This window comes from Streptomyces plumbidurans (assembly GCF_019857225.1).
GTDB lineage: Bacteria > Actinomycetota > Actinomycetes > Streptomycetales > Streptomycetaceae > Streptomyces > Streptomyces plumbidurans.
On record NZ_JAFJSY010000080.1, the window covers coordinates 23779 to 44147 of the forward strand.

Annotated in this window: 18 protein-coding genes; 10 read left to right on the forward strand and 8 right to left on the reverse strand. The window is 72.5% G+C overall.

The genetic code is table 11. The features are described from left to right. Positions 1–35 precede the first annotated feature (35 nt). The 5 genes from JYK17_RS33555 to JYK17_RS33575 all read left to right on the forward strand — a co-directional run bounded on the left by JYK17_RS33555 (position 36) and on the right by JYK17_RS33575 (position 4544). On the forward strand, positions 36–1280 hold the full coding sequence (locus tag JYK17_RS33555) for an NAD(P)/FAD-dependent oxidoreductase (RefSeq protein ID WP_222811852.1): 1245 nt from the start codon (positions 36–38) through the stop codon (positions 1278–1280). A gap of 63 nt (positions 1281–1343) precedes the next feature. Next, a complete protein-coding gene (locus JYK17_RS33560; protein ID WP_108013367.1) occupies positions 1344–1709 on the forward strand; it encodes an Rv2175c family DNA-binding protein in 366 nt (121 codons plus the stop codon). A 140-nt stretch (positions 1710–1849) separates the two neighbouring features. Next, positions 1850–2509, forward strand: coding sequence for a thiamine phosphate synthase (thiE, locus tag JYK17_RS33565; protein WP_128803295.1), 660 nt, complete (start codon positions 1850–1852; stop codon positions 2507–2509). A 98-nt stretch (positions 2510–2607) separates the two neighbouring features. Then, the gene (metF, locus tag JYK17_RS33570; RefSeq protein ID WP_108013369.1) at positions 2608–3531 is read left to right on the forward strand and encodes a methylenetetrahydrofolate reductase [NAD(P)H]; all 924 of its coding nucleotides are present in this window, start codon (positions 2608–2610) and stop codon (positions 3529–3531) included. 56 nt (positions 3532–3587) lie between these two features. Beyond that, on the forward strand, positions 3588–4544 hold the full coding sequence (locus JYK17_RS33575) for an SCO2102 family sporulation regulator (RefSeq protein ID WP_222811853.1): 957 nt from the start codon (positions 3588–3590) through the stop codon (positions 4542–4544). Positions 4545–4551: 7 nt separating this feature from the next. On the opposite strand, the gene JYK17_RS33580 is transcribed toward JYK17_RS33575, so the two are convergent. The 4 genes from JYK17_RS33580 to JYK17_RS33595 all read right to left on the reverse strand — a co-directional run bounded on the left by JYK17_RS33580 (position 4552) and on the right by JYK17_RS33595 (position 10015). Continuing rightward, the gene (locus tag JYK17_RS33580) at positions 4552–6060 is read right to left on the reverse strand and encodes a phytoene desaturase family protein (protein ID WP_222811854.1); all 1509 of its coding nucleotides are present in this window, start codon (positions 6058–6060) and stop codon (positions 4552–4554) included. Positions 6061–6538: 478 nt separating this feature from the next. Then, positions 6539–7174, reverse strand: coding sequence for a TetR/AcrR family transcriptional regulator (locus JYK17_RS33585; protein ID WP_108013372.1), 636 nt, complete (start codon positions 7172–7174; stop codon positions 6539–6541). A 47-nt stretch (positions 7175–7221) separates the two neighbouring features. Beyond that, positions 7222–9306, reverse strand: a complete 2085-nt coding sequence (locus JYK17_RS33590) for a YhgE/Pip domain-containing protein (RefSeq protein ID WP_222811855.1) — start codon at positions 9304–9306, stop codon at positions 7222–7224. Beyond that, on the reverse strand, positions 9278–10015 hold the full coding sequence (locus JYK17_RS33595; protein WP_128803297.1) for an ATP-binding cassette domain-containing protein: 738 nt from the start codon (positions 10013–10015) through the stop codon (positions 9278–9280). Before JYK17_RS33595 ends, JYK17_RS33590 begins: the two co-directional genes overlap by 29 nt. A gap of 170 nt (positions 10016–10185) precedes the next feature. Between JYK17_RS33595 and JYK17_RS33600 the strand changes: the two genes are divergently transcribed. The 3 genes from JYK17_RS33600 to JYK17_RS33610 all read left to right on the forward strand — a co-directional run bounded on the left by JYK17_RS33600 (position 10186) and on the right by JYK17_RS33610 (position 12442). Continuing rightward, positions 10186–10752, forward strand: a complete 567-nt coding sequence (locus JYK17_RS33600; RefSeq protein WP_128803298.1) for an SAV_6107 family HEPN domain-containing protein — start codon at positions 10186–10188, stop codon at positions 10750–10752. Positions 10753–10944: 192 nt separating this feature from the next. Further along, a complete protein-coding gene (locus tag JYK17_RS33605) occupies positions 10945–11772 on the forward strand; it encodes a methyltransferase (RefSeq protein ID WP_128803299.1) in 828 nt (275 codons plus the stop codon). 277 nt (positions 11773–12049) lie between these two features. After that, positions 12050–12442, forward strand: a complete 393-nt coding sequence (locus tag JYK17_RS33610; RefSeq protein ID WP_016435839.1) for an SCO2097 family morphological protein — start codon at positions 12050–12052, stop codon at positions 12440–12442. A gap of 156 nt (positions 12443–12598) precedes the next feature. Here JYK17_RS33610 and JYK17_RS33615 read toward each other — a convergent pair whose 3' ends face one another. The 4 genes from JYK17_RS33615 to JYK17_RS33630 form a co-directional block, all read right to left on the reverse strand. After that, complete coding sequence (locus tag JYK17_RS33615) at positions 12599–15115, reverse strand: transglutaminase TgpA family protein (RefSeq protein ID WP_222811856.1); 2517 nt, start codon at positions 15113–15115, stop codon at positions 12599–12601. Continuing rightward, positions 15112–16482, reverse strand: a complete 1371-nt coding sequence (locus JYK17_RS33620) for a DUF58 domain-containing protein (RefSeq protein ID WP_108013378.1) — start codon at positions 16480–16482, stop codon at positions 15112–15114. Before JYK17_RS33620 ends, JYK17_RS33615 begins: the two co-directional genes overlap by 4 nt. Further along, entirely contained in the window at positions 16482–17522 is a 1041-nt protein-coding gene (locus JYK17_RS33625; RefSeq protein WP_222811857.1) for an AAA family ATPase, read from the reverse strand. Before JYK17_RS33625 ends, JYK17_RS33620 begins: the two co-directional genes overlap by 1 nt. Positions 17523–17761: 239 nt before the next feature. Beyond that, on the reverse strand, positions 17762–18307 hold the full coding sequence (locus JYK17_RS33630; RefSeq protein ID WP_108013380.1) for a beta-class carbonic anhydrase: 546 nt from the start codon (positions 18305–18307) through the stop codon (positions 17762–17764). A 418-nt stretch (positions 18308–18725) separates the two neighbouring features. Here JYK17_RS33630 and rsmH point away from each other — a divergent pair, with 418 nt between their 5' ends. Next, a complete protein-coding gene (gene rsmH, locus JYK17_RS33635; protein ID WP_222811858.1) occupies positions 18726–19682 on the forward strand; it encodes a 16S rRNA (cytosine(1402)-N(4))-methyltransferase RsmH in 957 nt (318 codons plus the stop codon). 55 nt (positions 19683–19737) lie between these two features. After that, a complete protein-coding gene (gene ftsL / locus JYK17_RS33640) occupies positions 19738–20325 on the forward strand; it encodes a cell division protein FtsL (RefSeq protein ID WP_108013382.1) in 588 nt (195 codons plus the stop codon). Positions 20326–20369: the final 44 nt, after the last annotated feature.

A 20369-nucleotide genomic window follows, 5' to 3' on the forward strand; every position in this document is an offset into this window, starting at 1 on the left:
TGACTGACAATTTGTCAGTTGTCTATGGTGATCAGGTGAGCGAGCAGACGCGGGAAACGGGCGGGTCGCCACTGCGGCGCGTGGTCGTGGTGGGCGCGGGAATGGCCGGCGTGCAGACCGCGGTCGCCCTGCGGGAGAGGGGCTTCAAAGGCAGCGTCACGCTGATCGGCGCCGAGCCCCACCAGCCCTACGACCGGCCCCCGCTGTCCAAGGCGGTCCTGCTCGGCAAGTCCGAGGGCTCCGCCTTCGACGTCGACTTCGAGGCGCTCGCCGTCGAACTGCGGCTGGGCCGCGAGGTGTTGGGCGTGCGCCCCGGCGAGCACGAACTGGACACCGAGGCGGGACCCGTCCCGTACGACGTCCTGGTCCTCGCCACAGGTGCCGAACCGATCCGCCTGCCGGGCGCCGAGGGCGTGCCCGGGGTGCATCTGCTGCGCACCCTGGACGACGCCGAGCGGCTGCGGCCCGTGCTCGCCCGCCAGCACGACGTCGTGGTCGTCGGCGCGGGCTGGATCGGCGCCGAGTTCGCCACCGCCGCGCGCGAGGCGGGCTGCGCGGTGACGGTCGTCGAGGCGGCCGACCGGCCGCTCACCGGTGCGCTGCCCGCCGACGTGGCCGCGCCGATGGCCGCCTGGTACGCCGACGCAGGCGTCGAACTGCGCACCCACGCGCGCGTGCAGCGCGTCGAGGCCGGCGAGGTCGTCCTCGCCGACGGCTCGCGGCTGCCCGCGGGCGCGGTCGTGGTCGGCATCGGCGCACGTCCCGCCACGGCCTGGCTGACCGGCTCCGGCATCGAGCTCGGGGCGCACCGGGAGGTCGTCGCCGACGCCCACCTGCGCACCTCGGTGCCGGACGTGTACGCCGTCGGCGACTGCGCCTCGTTCCCCTCGGGTCGGTACGGCGAGCGCCTGCTGATCCACCACTGGGACAACGCCCTGCAGGGGCCGCGCACGGTGGCCGAGAACATCATCGGCGGGGCCTTCGGCGCGCCGTCCGCCGTCTACGACCCGGTCCCGTACTTCTGGTCCGAGCAGTTCGGCCGTTTCGTCCAGTACGCCGGTCACCACACCGGCGCCGACACGGCCCTGTGGCGCGGTGACCCCTCGGGGCCCGCCTGGTCCGTGTGCTGGCTGCGCGAGGGCCGCATGGCCGCGCTGCTCGCGGTCGGCCGGCCGCGGGACCTGGCGCAGGGCAGACGGCTGATCGAGTCCGGCACGCCGATGGACCCGGCCCTGCTCGCGGACCCGGCGAGGCCGCTGAAGGCCGCCACGGCGCAGTGAGAAAGCCGCAGGTCGGGCACGTCCGGCTTCCGACTGTCAGTGCGGGATGGCAGGCTTGATGCCGTGACCGAGATTGACGCAAAGACCGATGCTCTCGTCCCCGCCTGGCTCACCCTCCCCGACATCGCAGAGATGCTCGATGTCGAGGTGACGCGAGTGCGGCAGCTGGTCAAGGACGGCCAGCTCATCGCCGTACGCCGCGGTGAGAACCGCGCACTGCACGTCCCCGCCGCCTTCATCGACGGGGACAAGGTCGTCAAGGGCCTCAGCGGCACCCTGACGCTCCTGCGGGACGACGGCTTCACGGACGAAGAGATGCTCGAATGGCTCTTCACCCCGGACGACAGCCTGCCCGGGACCCCCGCGCAGGCCCTGAGTGAGAATCGAGGCACGGAGGTGAAGCGCCGGGCCCAGGCGCTCGCCGTCTGAGCCGAACCCGCTGATCCGACACCGTCCGGCGTACGGGCCGGGGCCCGCGAGGGCCGCGGCCGTACTTCACTGCGGCCCGCGGCACCGACGCTTTCGGCGGGCCCACGGCCCGTACGCCACCGACCACGGGGGACACACCCATGCCCGACACCACGGCCGCCACCGCGCGCGCCCGCCTCGCCGACGCCCGCGTCTACCTGTGCACGGACGCCCGCAGACGCCAGGGCGACCTGCCGGAGTTCCTGGACGCCGTCCTGGCCGGCGGCGTCGACATCGTGCAACTGCGCGACAAGGGCATGGAGGCGGCCGAGGAACTGGAGCACCTGAAGGTCTTCGCCGACGCCTGCGCCCGCCACGGCAGACTGCTGGCGGTCAACGACCGCGCGGACGTCGCGCACGCCGCCGGTGCCGATGTGCTCCACCTCGGCCAGGGCGACCTCCCGGTCCCCGCGGCCCGGGCGATCCTCGGCGACGACGTCCTCATAGGCCGCTCCACGCACGCGGACACCGAGGCGGAGACGGCCGCCGTCCAGGAGGGCGCCGACTACTTCTGCACCGGGCCCTGCTGGCCGACCCCCACCAAGCCCGGCCGCCACGCCCCCGGCCTCGACCTGGTCCGGCACACCGCCTCCCTCCGCACCGACCGCCCTTGGTTCGCCATCGGCGGCATCGACCTCGAAAACCTCGACGAGGTGCTCGCGGCCGGCGCCCGCCGGGTCGTGGTCGTCCGCGCCATCACCGAGGCGGACGACCCGGGCGCGGCGGCGGCGGAGTTCGCCAAGCGCCTGCGGCAGGCGTAGAAGCGCCCGCTGTCCGAGGCGTGGACAGCAAATCGACAATTCGGGTAAAAATCCCGCGTTCGGTTGGGGGACCGACGGCCCCTGGTTAACCTGCGAGTATGGCCCTCGGAACCGCATCCACAAGGACTGATCGCGCACGAACGGTGCGCGACATGCTCGCCACGGGCAAGAGGACGTACTCCTTCGAGTTCTCCGCGCCGAAGACCCCCAAGGGCGAGCGGAACCTGTGGAGCGCGCTGCGCAGGGTCGAGGCGGTGGCTCCCGACTTCGTCTCCGTGACCTACGGCGCAGGGGGTTCGACACGCGCGGGCACGGTCAGGGAGACGGAGCAGATCGTCGCCGACACCACGCTCACCCCGGTGGCCCACCTCACCGCCGTCAACCACTCCGTCGCCGAACTGCGCAACATCATCGGCCAGTACGCCGACGCCGGGATCCGCAACATGCTCGCCGTGCGCGGCGACCCGCCCGGCGACCCCATGGCGGAGTGGGTTCAGCACCCCAAAGGCCTCGCCTACGCCGCCGAGCTCGTCCGGCTCATCAAGGAGTCGGGCGACTTCTGCGTGGGCGTCGCGGCCTTCCCGGAGATGCACCCGCGCTCCGCCGACTGGGACACCGACGTCGCCCACTTCGTGGACAAATGCCGCGCGGGGGCCGACTACGCCATCACGCAGATGTTCTTCCAGCCGGAGTCCTATCTCAGGCTGCGCGACCGGGTCTCCGCGGCCGGCTGCGAGACCCCCGTCATCCCCGAGGTGATGCCGGTGACCAGCGTCAGGATGCTGGAACGGCTGCCGCAGCTGAGCAACGCGCACATCCCGTCCGTCCTGAAAGAGCGGATCCTCACAGCAAAAGACGATCCGACCGCTGTACGCTCCATTGGCATTGAATTCGCCACGGAGTTCTGCGCACGGCTGCTGGCCGAGGGAGTGCCCGGACTGCACTTCATCACGCTCAACAACTCCACGGCCACGCTGGAAATCCACGAGAACCTGGGCCTGCACCACCCCCCGCAGGCCTAGACCGGCCGCACGGGTATACGACACACTGCGTAGCGGCGACTGGGAGAGGGGCGTACATGGGCTGGACGGTCCTCTACATCGCGTTCGGCATCGTCGCGCTGTGGCTGCTCGGCGAGGTGCTGCTGCAGTACAAGGCACGGCTGCGCTGGCGGCTGCTGGCGTTCGCCGGCTTCCTCGGCGTCGTGATCGGGGTGCTGATCCCCTCGGTGTTCGTCATCGGTCTGGGTGCTGCCGCGTTCGCGGTCGGCCAGACCTACGTCACGCTCTCCTTCCGCCGCGGCTTCTCCGCGGGCTGGGCCGTCAAGCGCCCCGAGGCCGGCGAGCCCACCAAGCGGCGCCGCGGCAAGGCGGACCACCGGGACCCGACGCTCGAGGTCTCCGACCTCGAACCGGGTGACGGCGGCTACGGCGAGCAGGCCGCCTACCCGCAGGAGAACCCGGCCTTCAACGGCGAGGACGACTTCGACCGCGACGACGTCTTCACCCCGGCCCGTGCCGAGCAGCCCATGGCCATGGACAGCACGGCGGTGTACGAGCCGCAGCCCCTGCCCGACGACACCGGCTCGTACGGCGTGTACAACGACCCCGCCTACGCGGGCGCCGCCGACCCGTCCTACGCGGGCGCCACCGGCCAGGACCAGTACGCGACGGCCGCCCAGGGCGCCGACCAGACCTACGGCTACGACTACTCGGGCTACGACCAGCAGCAGTACGGCTACGACACCACCGGTCAGCAGCAGTACGCCGCCTACTCCGACCCGTACATCGGCACGCAGACCTACGGCGGCGGCTACGACACCGGCTACGGGCAGTACGGCCAGCAGGGCTACGGCCAGGACCAGTACGCCACCGGCGGCTACGGCCAGACCCCGGCGGGCGGGGTGTGGGTCCCGCAGCAGCGCACCGACGAGACCTACGGCGGCGAACTCCCGCCGGAGCAGCCGTATCCCTACCAGGACAACGGCCAGGGCCAGCCGCAGGGCAACGGGTTCGACGAGCAGTACCGCTTCTGAGCGAAGCTCACCGGGAGCCTCTGAACTCCGGTCCCTCCACGATGAGTCCGGCCACCAGCGCGCCGGACATGCCCGCGTGCGGGAGGCCGCCGCCGGGGTGCGACCAGCCGCCGGCCCGGTACAGCCCCGGCAGGCGGGTGGTGTTGGCCGGGTGCAGGAAGCGCCCGTCCCCCGCGGCCAGCGACGGCGCGGACACCTCGCCGGACCCCGCGTCCTCCGTCTCGCGCCACAGGATCCGCTCCCGCAGCCCTGGTATGACGGCCTCCGCGGCGGTGACGAGTTCCTCGGCGAGGGCCTCGCGCCGCTCGGGCAGGTCGCGTCCCGCATCCGGGGCGACCACCGCGGACAGCACCACCGACTCGTGCTCCCCGTCCGGGCGCAGCGCCGGGTCGTCGGGGCGCAGCACGGTCACCGTGGGCCGGACGGGCGCGGGGGAGGATGACGTGAGGGAGTCCAACTCGGCCGTGCGGTCGGGCGCGTGGACGATCGTGCGGTGCACCGCACCGGCCTCTCGCGGGCCGCGCAGCGCCAGCAGCACGGTGAACCGGCGCGGGCGCGCGCCGGTGTCCGGCCGTACGTCACCGTCGTCGTCCAGCCGGTGCCGTGTCAGCTCCCGCAGCCGCGCGGGACGCACACCGGCGATCACCTGGTCCGCCTCCGCCACCAACCCGCCGTCAGTGCTGGTAGCCCGGGAGGTGCCCTCGGCCAACTCGACCCCGACGGCCCGGCCGTCTTTCTCCAGCACCCCGGTCACCTCGGTGCCGAAGTGGAACTCGACCCTGCGGGCCAGGCACCGCTCGTACACCGCGCGCGCCAACTCCCGCATCCCGCCGCGGACATACCAGGTGCCGAAGGCATGCTCCATGTACGGCAGCACGGCCGCGCTCGCCGGGGTGACGCGCGGGTCCAGGCCGTGGGCGAGGGCGTGACTCTCCAGCAGGGCCGTGAGCCGGGCGTCGCGCAGCTCCCAGGCGCCGATCTCGGCGAGCGTGGCGGCGCGCCGGGTGCGCAGCAGGCGCTTGTGGGGGACCGCCGGATACGGCTCGCGCTCCGCCAGCACCGGCCAGTCGGGCCACAGGGGTTCTTCCAGCAGCGGGCGGCGGGTGCGGTCCCAGGCCTCGCGGGCCCGCACCAGGAAATCGCCCCAACGTCCGCCGGCGCCGCCTCCGAGGGCTTTGTCCAGGGCGGCGACGACACCCGCGCGGGAGGCGTTGGGCACCGCGGCCTCGGTGCCGTCCGCGAAGAGATGCCGCGTGGAGGGGTCGACCTGGACCAGCTCGGCACAGTCCTCCAGCGGCTCCTTGCCGGTCTTGATGAACAGATCGCGCCATACGGCGGGCAGCGTGAGCAGCCCGGGACCGGTGTCGAAGGCGAAGCCGTCCCGCTCGAACCGGCGCACCGCACCGCCGTACGTCTCCGCCCGCTCGTAGACCGCCACCCGGTGGCCCGCGACGGCCAGCCGGGCGGCGGCCGCCATCGCGCCCATCCCGGCGCCGATCACCGCAATCCGTCCCATGCCTGCGACTTTATCGACCGCCACTGACAGTCACGGCACGGGCGGCCCGCAGCGGGGGAGTACGCACGCGGGCGCATTCGTCACCAGCCGGCGACGGGGCGTCCTGGGGGTGAGTGCGCAGTGCTGAGTACGCGTACCTAGTGAGTGAGATGAGTACGCACGCGGATGGGGCAGGACCTGCGTCAACGAGACAGTGGAGGCACGGAGAAGGGGCTCGGCTCCGGAACCGGCGACACGGGGCGCCGGAACGGAGCCGCCCTCGATCCGCTCCTTCCGCCGGCTGCGGTCGGCGGGAGCGAGACACGGGGGAACCCGGGGGAACGACCGCAACGGGGGCCCAACAGGGGGAAAGTGAAAACGGGGGAGCACGAGAAGGCGCCGGTTCGAGGTGGCCCGCGGGGGACGCGGCCACAACGGACCGGCGCTTTCGTGATCGTGCGGGATCAGCGGACGCGCGCGTGCACGGCGTCGCACGGGCTCAGCCGCGGCCCGGACCGCTCACCCGCCCCTGCAGCAGCCGGGACAGCGCCGCGTGCACGTCGTCCAGGGAGCGCTCCGGCTGGAACGACTGCCAGTCCAGGGCGGCCACCAGGACCATGCCGACCAGCGCCGAGGCGGTCAGCGGCACGTCGATCTCGTCGCTGAACTCGCCGCCCTCGACGCCCTCGCGCAGCACGTCCTCCACGACCGCGACCGCCTGCTGCCTGACCACCATCAGCGTGGACTGCCAGGCCCGGTTGGTGCGCCACATCTCGGCCACGTACAGCTGGGTGAAGGCCGGATAGCGGTCGATGAAGACGAGACCGGCCCGGACCATCGCGTCCAGCGCGTCCACCTTGCTGCCGCCGTCCCTGGCCGTCTTCTCGGCCGCCTCCCGCAGGGAGGCGGCGAGGAGTCCGACGCCGTGCCGCAGCAGCTCCTCGAAGAGGACGGACTTGCTCGCGAAGTTGTAGTAGACCGTGCCCTTCGCGACCCCGGCGCGCTCGGCGATCTCGTCCACCGTGGTGGCGGAGAAGCCCTGTTCGGCGATGAGGGTGACGGCCGCCTCGTAGAGCTTCTGCCGGGTGGCCTCGCGGCGCGTGCTGCCGCCGGGAGCGGTGCTGCTGCTTTCCATGGCCCTGATTGTCACAGGAGCCGTGCCCCGGGATGTCACCGCGGCGCTCACAGGCTCAGCTCCGGGTGCAGCCGGTCCAGCGTCCACACCTGGCGGCGGCGGGCGGAGAGCGCGGTGAGCGCGAGCGCGCCCGCGGTGAACGCGGTGAGCACCACGCACGCGTGCCACACCGGTCCGAGACCGCCGCCCGTGATGAGCCTCCGGAGGGCGTCCACGACGTAGCTCATCGGCAGGAAGGGGTGCAGCGCGTTGAAGAAGCCCGGACTCGTCTGGACGGGGTAGGTGCCGCCCGCGGACGTCAACTGCAGCATCAGCAGGGCGAGGACGAGGATGCGGCCCGCCGCTCCGAAGCGTGCGTTCAGCCACTGCACGATCGCCCCGAAACACGCCGTCACCAGGAACAGGAAGCCGATCGTGCCGGCCGCCCGGACCATCTGCAGGCCGATCGCCCAGTGCAGCACCGCCATCAGGGACACCGTCTGCAGCACACCGATCGCGACCACCGGGAGCCAGCCCGCGAGGGCGATCCGCCACGCCGGGGCGCCCGTGGCGAGCGCGCGCCGGTTCATCGGCGGGATCAGCATGTACGCCACCATGGCGCCAACCCACAGGGACAGCGGGATGAAGTACGGGGCGAAACCGGTGCCGTAGTTGGGCGCCCTGTGCAGGTCCTTGGAGACGAGGTGGACCGGGTCGGCCATGACCCCGGTGCGGTGGTCGCGGTCCTGCTTGTCGTAGTCCGGGATCTTCCCGGCGCCGTCGTGCAGCCCGCCCGCGAGCTTCCCGGAGCCGTCCACGAGCTTGAACATGCCGCCGTTGAGGGTGTCGGCGCCGGTCTTCAGCTTGCCGACGCCCTCGTCCAGGTCGGCCGCGCCGCCGGAGGCCGTGCCGAGCCCCTTGTGCAGCTTCTTGGCGCCCGCGGCGACCTTGCCCGCGCCGTCGTTCAGCTTGTTGATCTTCGTGACGGCGTCGGTGAGGTCCTCGGACAGGTGCGGTGCGCGGTCGGCGAGCGCCTGGGCCTGCTCCTGGAGGGTGGCCAGGTTGGTGTCGAGCTTCTTCAGGTCGCCGTTCTGGTCGCCGATCAGCGTGTTGAGGTCGTCGGCGACCGTCGCCACGTCCGCGGCGGCCTCCTTGGCCTTCTTCAGGTCGGAGCAGGCCGCGTCGGGCAGCACGGGGTTCTCGCAGCGCACCCGGTAGACGTCGTTCAGCGTGTCGGAGGCGGCGTGGGCGCCCTTGGCGGCGACCGGGGCGGTCTTGACCAGGGTGCCGAGGTTGTGGCGGATCGCCTTGGAGGAGTCCGCGACCAGCTGTGCGGTGTCCCCGATGGTCTTCTCGTTGTCCTTGAGGAAGGGGCCCGCCTTCTTGTCGACGGCGTTGACCTTGTCCGCGAGCGTCTGCGTGCCCGCCGCGACCTGCTTGGAGCCGTCCTCCAGGGCGCCCGCGCCGGTGTTGAGCTTCTTCAGGCCCTTGGAGAGTTTTCCGCTTCCGCTCTTGGCGTCCTTGAGGCCGTCGGCGAGGTCCTTGGAGCCCTTCTCCGCCTTCCCGATCCCGCCGTTGAGCCTGTCCGCCCCGTCGGCGGCCTTCACGGTCTGGCCGTGGATGTCGGAGAACGAGATGAAGATCCTGTCCAGGAAGGACCGCGAGGCCTTGGTGGAGGCGGCCTGGCGCACCTCGCTGAACACCGTCCGCGAGATCTGCCCGACGATGTAGTTGTTGGCGTCGTTCGTCCGCACCTGGAGGGCGCCCGTTTCCGGGGAGTCGCCGGCGCTGGACGCGATCCGTCGGCTGAAGTCGGCCGGCATGGTCAGCGACAGGTAGTACGTGCCGTTCTCCACGCCCGTGCGTGCCTGGTCGGCGCTCACCTCCTGCCAGTCGAAGACGTCGCTGTCGAGCAGCCCCTTGGTGAGGTCGTCGCCCGCCGCGAGCTTCTTGCCGTCGGCCGTCGCCCCCCGGTCGTCGTTGACGAGCGCCACGGGGATGCGGTCCAGCCGGCCGTACGGATCCCAGAACGACCACAGGTACAGCGCGCCGTACAGCAGCGGCAGCACCAGGAGGGCCACCAGGGCGGCCCGGGGCAGCCTGCCCCTGCCGAAGCGCCTGAGCTCAAGCGCGGCGAGTCTCGGCGAGCGCATCCGCCTTCTCCTTCGTCTCGGGAGCCTCCTTGGTGGACACGACGACGGCGTCGCCGGGAGCCGCGCTGCACACCGCCACGACCGTCGTCCCGGACTCGGCGACCGACCTCAGCAGCGCCCAGACCTCGCCCCGTTCGGCGTCCGAGAGCTTGAGGTCGGTGTCGTCGACGCCGAGCAGCCGGGGGCGGCCCAGCAGGGCGAGCGCGATGGACAGCCGCAGCGCCTCCATCCGCTCCAGGTCCCGTACGGCCGTACGGGAGCCCTTGGGCAGCGCCTCCCGGTCCAGGCCCGCAGCGGCCAGCGCGGTGTCGATGCGCAGCCTCGCCTCGGCCCGGCGCTCGGCGCGCGGCCGCAGCAGCGCGCGCAGCGAGTCGCCGAACCTGCGCTGCAGCAGCGCCCGCTCGTGCAGATGCTCGGCCACGGTCAGGGCCGGTTCGAGCTCGATGACCCCGGCGACGTGCGCGAGCGCGCAGACCCGGCGTACGGCCGCCATCTGCTGGGGCAGCTTCCGGCCGCCGACCTCGGCCGCTCCCTCGGTGGCCTTCATCCGGCCCGTGAGCGCGAGCAGCAGACAGGTGCGGCCGGACCCGGACGGGCCCTCGATCGCGATCAGCGAGCCGGGCTCCGCGTCGAACGCGACGTCGCGGAAGGCCCAGCCGCGCGGGCCCTTCAGGCCCAGCCCTCGGGCGGTGACACCCACACCGGACACGGTTCTCCCCACCCCTGCATCCCCAAAATTTGAACTGACTGGTCAGTGCAAAAACTATCCCGAACCTTCGATCGAAGCAAAACACCAGGTCAGAACGGATTGTCAGTGGCATACCGCACGATGGACACATACGGCCACAGGGCCGTCACGCAGACGACAGGAGGTTCGTCATGGCCACCTACCACGCAGCAGCCGCCCGCCGGCGCCGCGCCACCGGCCCTGCCCCCTCACTGACCGGCCCGGCGAGCGACGTCCACCCCGTGCTGCGCCGGACCACGGCCCCGCCCGCCGCCCTCGACCTGCTCGCCCAGGCCCGCGCTGGACTGGACGAGGCAGCCGTCCTCGAAACCCCCAACGAGCGCTACGCGACGGCCCACCTCGCCGCCCTGCGCACGGCCGCGGCGGTGCTCGCCGCCCGGGGACGCCCGGAGCCGTCGTCCCGACGCCGTGCCCGCATCCGGAGCGCCTGGGAAGTGCTCCCCGAGATCGCGCCCGAACTGACCGAGTGGAGCGTGCTGTTCGCCTCCGGCGCCCGGCGGCGCGCCCGCGCGGAGGCGGGCATACAGGGCGCGGCCACCCGCCGCGACGCCGACGACCTGATACGGGACGTGGCGATGTTCCTGCGTCTGGTCGAGCGGATGCTCGTCCTGCAGCCCGTCCTCCCGCAGCCGCGCCAGGACGCCGACCACCCGCACCCGGACGCGCACAGCGACCGCGACTTACCGGACACGGGATGAGGGAGTCCGCCGTACGAGACGTTCGGCGGGGCAGGCCACCGCCGTGACCGGGCGGACCGCCGAAGGCAATAGGGTGGAAGCCGCCTGAAGCCTTCCCTCCCGTGCCCGTGCCCGTGCCCGGGCCCGGGCCGGGGAAGCAGCCCGTTCGCTCCGCCGTGCAAGGGGCGGTGCCGCGCCGAGGAGTCATCTGCCGTGTCGGACCCGATGCGCCCACCCGTCTCCCACCACCACCCTCGAACGACGTCGCTGCGCGCCGACCCCCCTCGTCCCCGAGCCTCTCTCCGTACCGCCGTGGTCTGGGAGGTCCTCCAGGACGCCCTGGAGCGCCGGGTCAAGGCCACGGGACGTGAGTCGCTCGACGTCCTCGACACCGGAGGCGGCAGCGGCCACTTCGCCGTGCCCGTCGCCCGCCTCGGCCACCGGGTCACCGTCGTCGACCCCAGCCCCAACGCGCTCTTCGCGCTGGAGCGCCGTGCCGCCGAGGCCGGCGTCGCCGACCGCGTCAGGGGCGTCCAGGGCGACGCCCACGGCCTCTTCGACGTGGTCGAGCGCGGTGGCCACGACGTGGTGCTGTGCCACGGCGTCCTGGAGTACGTCGACGACCCGGCGGAGGGCCTGCGCAACGCGGTCGCCGCCCTGCGCTCCGAGGGTGTCCTCAGCCTGCTCGCTGCGGGCCTCGGGGGCGCCGTGCTCGCGCGCGCCCTGGCCGGCCACTTCAAGGAGGCCAGGCAGGCCCTCGACGACCCGAACGGCCGCTGGGGCGAAGGCGACCCCGTGCCGCGCCGCTTCACCGCCGAGCAGCTCACCGCCCTGGTCGAGGGCGCGGGCCTCAGGGTCGGCGCGGTGCACGGCGTGCGGGTCTTCGCCGACCTCGTCCCCGGCGTCCTGGTGGACACCGAACCCGGCGCCCTGGAGGCGCTGCTGAAGCTGGAGGAGGCGGCGGCCGAGAACCCCGCCTTCCACTCCGTGGCCACCCAGCTCCATGTGCTCGGCGAGACCCAGGGGGCCTTCGGGGCCTGACGCACCTCGTGCGGCGCGCCGCTGATCAGGGACTGGAGCGCACATGGAGTACGCCACAGGCCCCCCGATCGGGCGCTCGTCGCCGTATGATCGAGGGAGACCGCCCGGCATGACGGGTCGGCCGTTGGGGAATGCAGGATTCAGCGAGCCGGGACGTACATGGCGGATTCCGGTTGGTCAATTGGCGCAGAGGGGCGGGTTTCACGGGGGCGATTCCCTGCCTATCCTGAAGGGACCCCCCGGGTCGCCCCGGCGACTGCACGATGAGGAGGACTCCGTGCCGCTCTCGGAGCACGAGCAGCGCATGCTCGAGCAGATGGAGCGAGCGCTGTACGCCGAAGATCCCAAGTTCGCGTCGGCGCTTGAGGGAAGCGGGCTGCGTACGTACACCCGACGGCGGGTCTACCAGGCGGTCGCGGGCTTCCTCGTGGGTATCGCGCTCCTCATGGCTGGAATGGTCGCCAAGCAGGTGTGGCTCAGCGTGGTGGGCTTCCTGGTCATGCTGGGATGCGCCGTGCTGGCCGTCACCGGCTGGCGCAAGGCCCCCAAGCCGGGCGAACAGCCCGCGACGGGCGCCCCGCAGGCGCGCCGTCAGGGACGGCAGAAGCGCTCCATGATGGACCGGATCGAGCAGCGCTGGCAGCGCCGCCGCGACGAGCAGGGCCACTAGCTCCCGTAGACGAGCGAGGGGGTGACCACCCGCCGGGTGGTCACCCCCTCAGCCGTATGCGTCGTCCGGCATTCACGACGCCCCTCCTCCGGTCCTCCGACGGTTCTCCGGGGAGTTTGCGCGGGAGTCCTTGGGGGACGGGCGCCGTCCGTGCTGTCAGCCGCCGCTCTCCTGCCCGGACGGCCGGCGCACCAGCGCCGTCAGGGCCGACCAGCGGTCCGCCAGGCGGGCCCTGACGGCGGCCCAGCGGTCCGTGACCTCCCACACCGCCCGGATCGCCGACCGGGGCGCCACCACCGCATGCACCCGGGCGGTCCAGGCGGCCCGGGACCGCAGCGCCACCCGCAGCCTGCGCACATCGTCGGCCAGCCCGGGCCTGACCTGCGGCTCGGGCGCGTAGAGCACCACCTCCACCGCGCTCGCCACCCGGTGCACCGACTCCGCCGAGGCCGGATCCAGCTGTCCGAGCCGCACGATGCGCGCCGCCGCCTTGCGCGGGGTGAGCGCGTCGTCCGGCACGATGCCGTAGTCCCAGGCCGTGTCCGTCAGCTCGCGCCAGACGGCCAGGACATGGCCCGCGGCCAGCTCCGCCGCGAACCGTGCCTCGGCCTCGACCGGCGGGGCCGTCACATCAAGGTCGTCCGTCGCCCCGGCGGCCGGACGCCGCCATCTGCGGGACTCGCGGGCCGACGTCGGCCCGGACGCGGAGTGCTGGGCCGACGTCAGCCGCACCGAGCGCCGTCGCAGGCGCCACAGCATGGGCAGCAGCGGTACGGCGAGCACCAGAAGCGCGAGCAGGGACCATCCGGCGAGCCGGTACCAGGGCAGGCCGCCGTCCTGCGGCTTGGCCGTGTCCAGCGGGACCGCGCCCGCGCATGCCTGGAGCTTCTTGTCCTCGGCCGAGCAGCTCGTGCTCGCCGACGGTGCCGACGAGGCGGAGGAGCCGGCCGACTGCGAGGGCCGCCGCACGTCGGGAAGGCTGGTGCCCGGGGTGTCCGTCTGCGTGTACGAGGGCGCCACACCGCGGTTCGGGGTGGGCTCGAAGCGGGTCCAGCCCACGCCCTCGAAGTACAGCTCCGGCCAGGCGTGCGCGTCCTTCAGGCCCACCGACACCGTGCTGTCCGCCTGCGGCGTACCGGGAGCGAAGCCCACCGCGACCCGGGCCGGTATGCCCAGGCTGCGGGCCATCGTCGCCATCGCGAAGGAGAAGTGGACGCAGAAGCCCTCCTTGTCCTTCAGGAAGCGGGCGATCGCCTGCGGGCCGTTGCCCACCTGCACCTGGGTGCTGTACTGGAAGCCGCCGTCCACGGCGAAGTAGTCCTGGAGCTTGACCGCCTGCTCGTAGTGGCTGGTCGCGCCCTCGGTGACCTTGCGGGCGGTCTTCGCCACCACCGCGGGCACCGAGTCCGGCAGCTTGGTGTAGTCGCGCTTGATCGCGGCGGGCGGCTCCGGCGCGTCCGCGAGCTGCTCCGCCGTCGGCTGCACATCGAGGCTCTTGACCACGTAGGTCTTGCCGCGCGTGGTCTCACCGTGGTCGCCGACCAGGGTCATGCCGACCGGTTCGTAGCGCCACTTGCCCGAGACGTCCACGTCGCTGGGCGGGTACGGCATCGGCAGCCAGTCCTGGGCGTACCAGTCGGCGGCCGAGACACGGGTCTCGATCTCCGCGCGCTTGACGTCCGGGGCGAGGCCGGACGGGGTCGGGAACGTGTGCGGCACGCCCTCGACGTGCCGCTTGGACGGCCGCCAGGTGCTGCCGTCGAAGTCGTCGAGCGACACGATCCGCATGTACAGGTTCGAGATGTCGTCGCTGTTGGTCTTCAGGGTCATGACCTGGCGGTCCTCGTCCACGTTCAGACTGTCGCGCAACGAGACCAGGGGGTTCACCGCGGAGATCGTGCCGCCGCCTCCGTCGCCCGAGCCCACGCCCGTACCGGCCGCGTCCAGCAGGCCGCCGTTCATCGCGGGCAGGGCCAGCGGCACCACGAGGGCGACGCCCAGGGCGACGAACCCGATCCGCCGCCCGGTGCGGACCGGCGCCACCGCGCCCTGCTCCGCGCCCGGCGAGCGCGCGGCGCCGCCGAAGATCCGGCCCCACTGCGAGAGCCGCTCACGTCCCTCGGCCAAAAGCAGCATCAGATAGCCGCCCGCGGCGACCAGGAACCACAGCCAGTCGGCGCCGCCGTCGGACAGCCCCGCGGCCACGGAGTACAGCGCGAGCAGGGGCAGACCGGCCGGGGCCGCGCTGCGGAAGGTCACCGCCAGCGTGTCCACCGCGAGGCCGATGATCAGCACCCCGCCCAGCAGCATCAGCCGGATGCCGTCGGACTCCAGGGGCGCCGGGATCGCGTACCGCGCGATGTCGTCGCCCCCCTGCTGCAGCAGGTCGGAGAAGTGACGGAAGGCCTCGGGGCCCGGGACCAGCCCGATCAGGGCCTGCTGCCGGGCGAAGGCCAGGGTCAGCAGCATCAGCGTGACGAGGGCCTGCGCCGCCACCGTCAGCGGCCGGGCGAGCGGCACCCGGCGGGTCGCCGCGCCCACACCCGTCTGCACCGCCAGCATGAAGGCCGCCTGCAGGATCCAGGTGGCGGGGGAGACCAGGGGCAGCAGGGCGCAGGACGCCATCAGCGTGGCCGCCCAGGCGCACAGCGCCATACGTGCCCGCCCGCTCATGAGCCCGCCCCCTCACCGCTCGTCCCGCTCGCCGCCAGACCCGTGCGCTCGCGGTCCGCCTGCCGCCACAGCTCGCTCAGCGGCACGCCCCGAGGCACGCTCAGGGCTGTCCAGCCCGCCTCGCGCAGCATCCGCAGCCGCTCCCCGTGCTGGTCCAACGGACCGGGCACATCGCTCGGTTCCCGCATCCAGGCGCCGCTCTCCAGCACGAAGGCGACCGCGCCCCCGCTGCGTTGGCGCATCTTGGCGGCCACCGCGGCCTGTTCGTCGTCCAGGTCGCCGAAGAAGGCGACCAGAAGCCCTTCGTTCCCGCCGCGCAGCACGTCGTACGCCCGGGACAGGCCCGTGCCGTCGGAGTGGTCGATCACCGCGAGGGTGTCCATCATCAGTCCGGCCGCGTCGGCCGTCTCCTGGCGCGCGCCCGCGAAACCGTCGGCGCCCTCGCCGGGCACCGAGTTGCCGCTGTCCGTCAGCAGCCGTACGGAGAAGCCCCGTTCGAGCATGTGCACCAGCACGGACGCGGCGCCCGAGACGGCCCACTCGAAGGCCGAGTCAGGGCCCGCGCCCTCGTAGGCGATGCCCCGGGTGTCAAGCAGCACCGTGCAGCGCGCGCGCTGGGGCTGCTCCTCGCGGCGCACCATCAGCTCGCCGTAGCGGGCGGTCAGGCGCCAGTGGACGCGGCGCAGGTCGTCGCCGTAGCGGTAGCCGCGCGGGATCACGTCGTCCTCGCCGGCCAGGGCCAGCGAGCGCTGCCGGCCGTCGCCGTACCCCTTCGCCTCGCCGGCCAGCCGCACCGGAGGGAGCGCCTCCACGCGGGGGATCACCGTGAGGTTGTCGAACGTCGAGAAGGACCGGGTCAGCTCGCACATGCCGAACGGGTCGGTCAGGCGCAGCTGCAGCGGGCCGAGCGGATAGCGGCCGCGCAGGTCGGAGCGGACGCGGTAGGACACCTCGCGGCGGCCGCCCGGTTCCACCCGGTCCAGCACGAACCGGGGGCGCGGGCCGAGCACGTAGGGCACCCGGTCCTGGAGCATCAGCAGGCCCGTGGGCAGCCGCGAGACGTTGTCCATCCGCAGATGGACCCGGGCCTCGCTGCCGGCGGGCACGCGCGCGGGGGAGAGGCGGCGGCTGCCGGCCACGCGGTAGCGCGTGCGGTATAGGAACAGCGCGCAGACCAGGGGCAGCACGGCGAGCAGCAGGCCCACCCGCAGCAGATCGCTCTGCCCGAGGACGTAGGCGCAGACGGCGGCCGCGATGCCGGCCGCCAGGAAGGAGCGTCCGCGGGTCGTCAGGCCCGCCAGGGCCGTGCGGATGCCGCCCTTCTCGCCCCGGTCGGCGTCCGCGTGCCCCGTCCCCCCTGAGGTCATCACAGCCTCCGCGGCGGTTGCTGGGGATACGCCGGAGCGCCCCGGCCCAGGCTCCCGAAGCCGCTCTGCTGCTGAGGCGCCGCGGGCACCGCGGTGCGCTGCAGGATCTCCTGCACGACCTGCTCCGCGGTGCGGCGGTTGAGCTGGGCCTGGGCGGTGGGCAGCAGACGGTGGGCCAGGACGGTGACGGCGAGTGCCTGCACGTCGTCCGGCAGCGCGTACTCCCGGCCGCTCAGGGCTGCGGCCGCCTTCGCCGCGCGCAGCAGGTGCAGCGTCGCGCGCGGCGAGGCGCCGAGTCTGAGGTCGGGGTGGGTGCGGGTGGCGGCGACCAGGTCGACCGCGTACCGCCGGACCGTTTCCGCCACGTGGACGCCGCGGACCGCCTCGATCAGCTTCACGATGTCGTGCGCGTGCGCCACCGGCTGCAGGTCCTCCAGTGGGGACACGCCGCCGTGCACGTCGAGCATCTGCAGCTCGGCCTCCACGCTGGGGTAACCCACGGAGACCCGGGCCATGAAGCGGTCGCGCTGGGCCTCGGGCAGCGGGTAGGTGCCCTCCATCTCGACCGGGTTCTGCGTGGCCACCACCATGAAGGGGCTGGGCAGCTCGTAGGTCTGCCCGTCGATGGTGACCTGGCGCTCCTCCATGGACTCCAGGAGCGCCGACTGCGTCTTGGGCGAGGCGCGGTTGATCTCGTCGCCGATCACGATCTGCGCGAAGATCGCCCCCGGCTTGAACTCGAAGTCCCGGCGCTGCTGGTCCCAGATCGAGACACCGGTGATGTCCGAGGGCAGCAGGTCGGGCGTGAACTGGATACGCCGCACGGAACAGTCGATGGACCGGGCCAGTGCCTTGGCGAGCATGGTCTTGCCCACGCCGGGGACATCCTCGATCAGAAGATGCCCCTCGGCGAGCAGTACGGTCAGCGAAAGCCGTACGACCTCGGGCTTGCCCTCGATCACTCCTTCCACCGAACTGCGGACTCTCTCCACAGTGGCGGTCAGATCAGTGAGGCTCGCTCGATCGTCATAGGTCGTCACCCGGCCCTCCTCGGCCCGTTTCTTTCTCCGGGCCGTCGCTCTGCGATGCGGACCGGCCCACCCCGAAACACGAACACCACGCGTGATGAGTTCCGCGTGACGTCACATCCCGCATTCTTGCTGCCGTTACCGATTCGTGTCACTCGACTGTGGACAACTGGCTGCGATATGTCGGGTTTTACGACGCTTGGGCTCCAGCATGCGCGGGTTTTGCGAAAAACGAGAAGGGCCGGGTGGGGTCACTCGGGGTCGATCTCGCGCAGCAGGCCCGTCTTCACGTCGAACACGAAGCCGCGCACGTCGTCCCTGTGCAGCAGGAACGGGGAGGTGCGCACGCGCTGCATGGACTGCCGTACGTCCTGCTCGACGTCCCGGAAGGCCTCGACCGCCCAGGCGGGGCGCTGTCCGACCTCCATCTCCAGGTCGTGCCGGAAGTCCTCGGTGACGGCCTCCATGCCGCAGCCGGTGTGGTGGATGAGCACCACGCTGCGGGTGCCGAGCGCGCGCTGGCTGATGGTCAGGGAGCGGATCACGTCGTCGGTGACGACCCCGCCCGCGTTGCGGATGGTGTGGCAGTCGCCCAGTTCGAGGCCGAGCGCCTGGTGCAGGTCGAGGCGGGCGTCCATGCAGGCCACGACGGCGACGTGCAGGACGGGGTGGGCGTCCATGCCGGGGTCGGTGAAGGCGGCGGCATACCGTTCGTTCGCCTCGACGAGGCGGTCCGTCACCGTGCCGCCGCGTATGGCGCCCTGGGACTCGGTGGGGACGGATGCGGGAGTCGTCATACTCATGACGTTACTGGTCACCTGCGATTCGGTCGCGGTACGGGGACGGGAAAAGGCAGTCATCACAGTCCTCTTGTGAGGTACGCCACACGAGTGGTCGTAGTAGGGCCGTGCGGGTCGTTTTCCCGGATTTGCCACATCGCACGCATGCCGTTTCGCGACGCGCAGGCCGGTTGATTGACCGCGCGGGACCGTGGACTAAAGTGACGCGGAGCGGGAGGCGGTGCGCTCCCTGCTGGACTGACATTCCCGGAGGCCACACGCGGTGGGCGGCCTCCCCATGTGCGCGGCGCGTACGCAACGCTCGGCCTCCTCCCGCTCCCGGTCGGCTGACGCTCCCGGCGCCGGCAGACCTCCCCTTCTCGAGCGGGCGGGGACCCGGCGGTGCGTACGGCCGCGCCGGATCTGAGAGGGACCCTTGAGCGAGAGTCGACACGTCCCGGTGATGCTCCAGCGGTGCCTGGACCTGTTGGCCCCCGCCCTGCAGCGGCCCCAGGCCGTGGTCGTCGACTGCACGCTCGGCCTCGGCGGACACAGCGAGGCCCTGCTGACCCGCTTCCCCGAGGCCCGGCTGGTCGCCCTCGACCGCGACAAGGAGGCCCTGCGCCTGTCCGGCGAGCGGCTCGCTCCCTTCGGCGAGCGGGCCACCCTGGTGCACGCCGTCTACGACGAGCTGCCGGACGTACTCGAAAGGCTCGGCATCGCGCGCGTGCAGGGCGTCCTGTTCGACCTCGGCGTCTCCTCCATGCAGCTCGACGAGGCCGACCGCGGCTTCGCCTACGCCCAGGACGCCCCGCTCGACATGCGCATGGACCAGACGACCGGCATGAGCGCCGCCGAGGTCCTCAACACCTACCCGCCCGGTGAGCTGGTGCGGATCCTGCGCGCGTACGGCGAGGAGAAGCAGGCCAAGCGGATCGTCGCGGCGATCGTGCGCGAGCGCGCCAAGGAGCCGTTCGACCACAGCGCGCGGCTCGTCGAGCTCATCCGGGACGCACTGCCGCAGGCCGCCAAGCGCACCGGCGGCAACCCGGCCAAGCGCACCTTCCAGGCCCTGCGCATCGAGGTCAACGGCGAGCTCTCGGTGCTGGAGCGGGCGATCCCGGCCGCCGTGGAGGCCCTCGACGTGGGCGGGCGGATCGCCGTCCTGTCGTACCACTCGCTGGAGGACCGCCTGGTCAAGCAGGTGTTCGCGGCCGGCGCCGCGAACACCGCCCCGCCCGGTCTGCCGGTCGTGCCCGAGCGCTACCAGCCCCGGCTCAAGCTGCTCACGCGCGGTGCCGAACTTCCGAGCGAGGAAGAGGTCGCCGAGAACCGGCGCGCGGCACCGGCGAGGCTGCGCGGGGCCCAGCGCATCAGGGAGTCCGTCGAATGAGCGATGTGAACCAGTTCCAGGAGTGGGTTGGAAAACCGGACTCGCTGGAGGGCGTGTGAGCCAGAAACCCGAACTGAAGGGACGGGCCGCTCGGCTGGCACGGCTCTTCCCGGGACCGGCCAACCGCAGACAGGCGGCCCGCACCCCCTTCGTCCTCCTCGTCGTGCTCCTCCTGGGCGGCGGCCTCATCGGCCTCCTGCTGCTGAACTCCGCAGTCAGCGCGGGCTCGTTCAAGCTGGACGACCTCCAGAAGGACACCAAGAGCCTCACCGACGAGGAACAGGCGCTCCAGCGGGACATCGACTCCTACTCCGCCCCGGAGGCCCTCCAGCGCCGCGCCCATGAGCTCGGCATGGTCCCCGGCGGGGACCCCGCGTTCCTGGATCCGAACGGCACCGTGAAGGGCGTGCCCTCGGCCGCCGCCGAGCAGTCCGCGGCCGAGCGGCCCCTCGTCCTGCTCCCGCCCGAGGCCCTGGAGTCCCAGCCGGAACCCGGCGCCTCCCCGACCCCGGCCGCGCCGCCCGACGAGGCGACGACACCGGCCGCGCTGCCCGAGCAGCCCACCACCCCCGCGGCCCTGCCCGCCCGGGCGACGACCCCGGCGGCCCTCTCCACCCCGACGACCACGACCCCCGGCAGGTGACGGAAGTGTCCGACAGGGAACCGCAGCGCCGCCGCGTGCCGGGC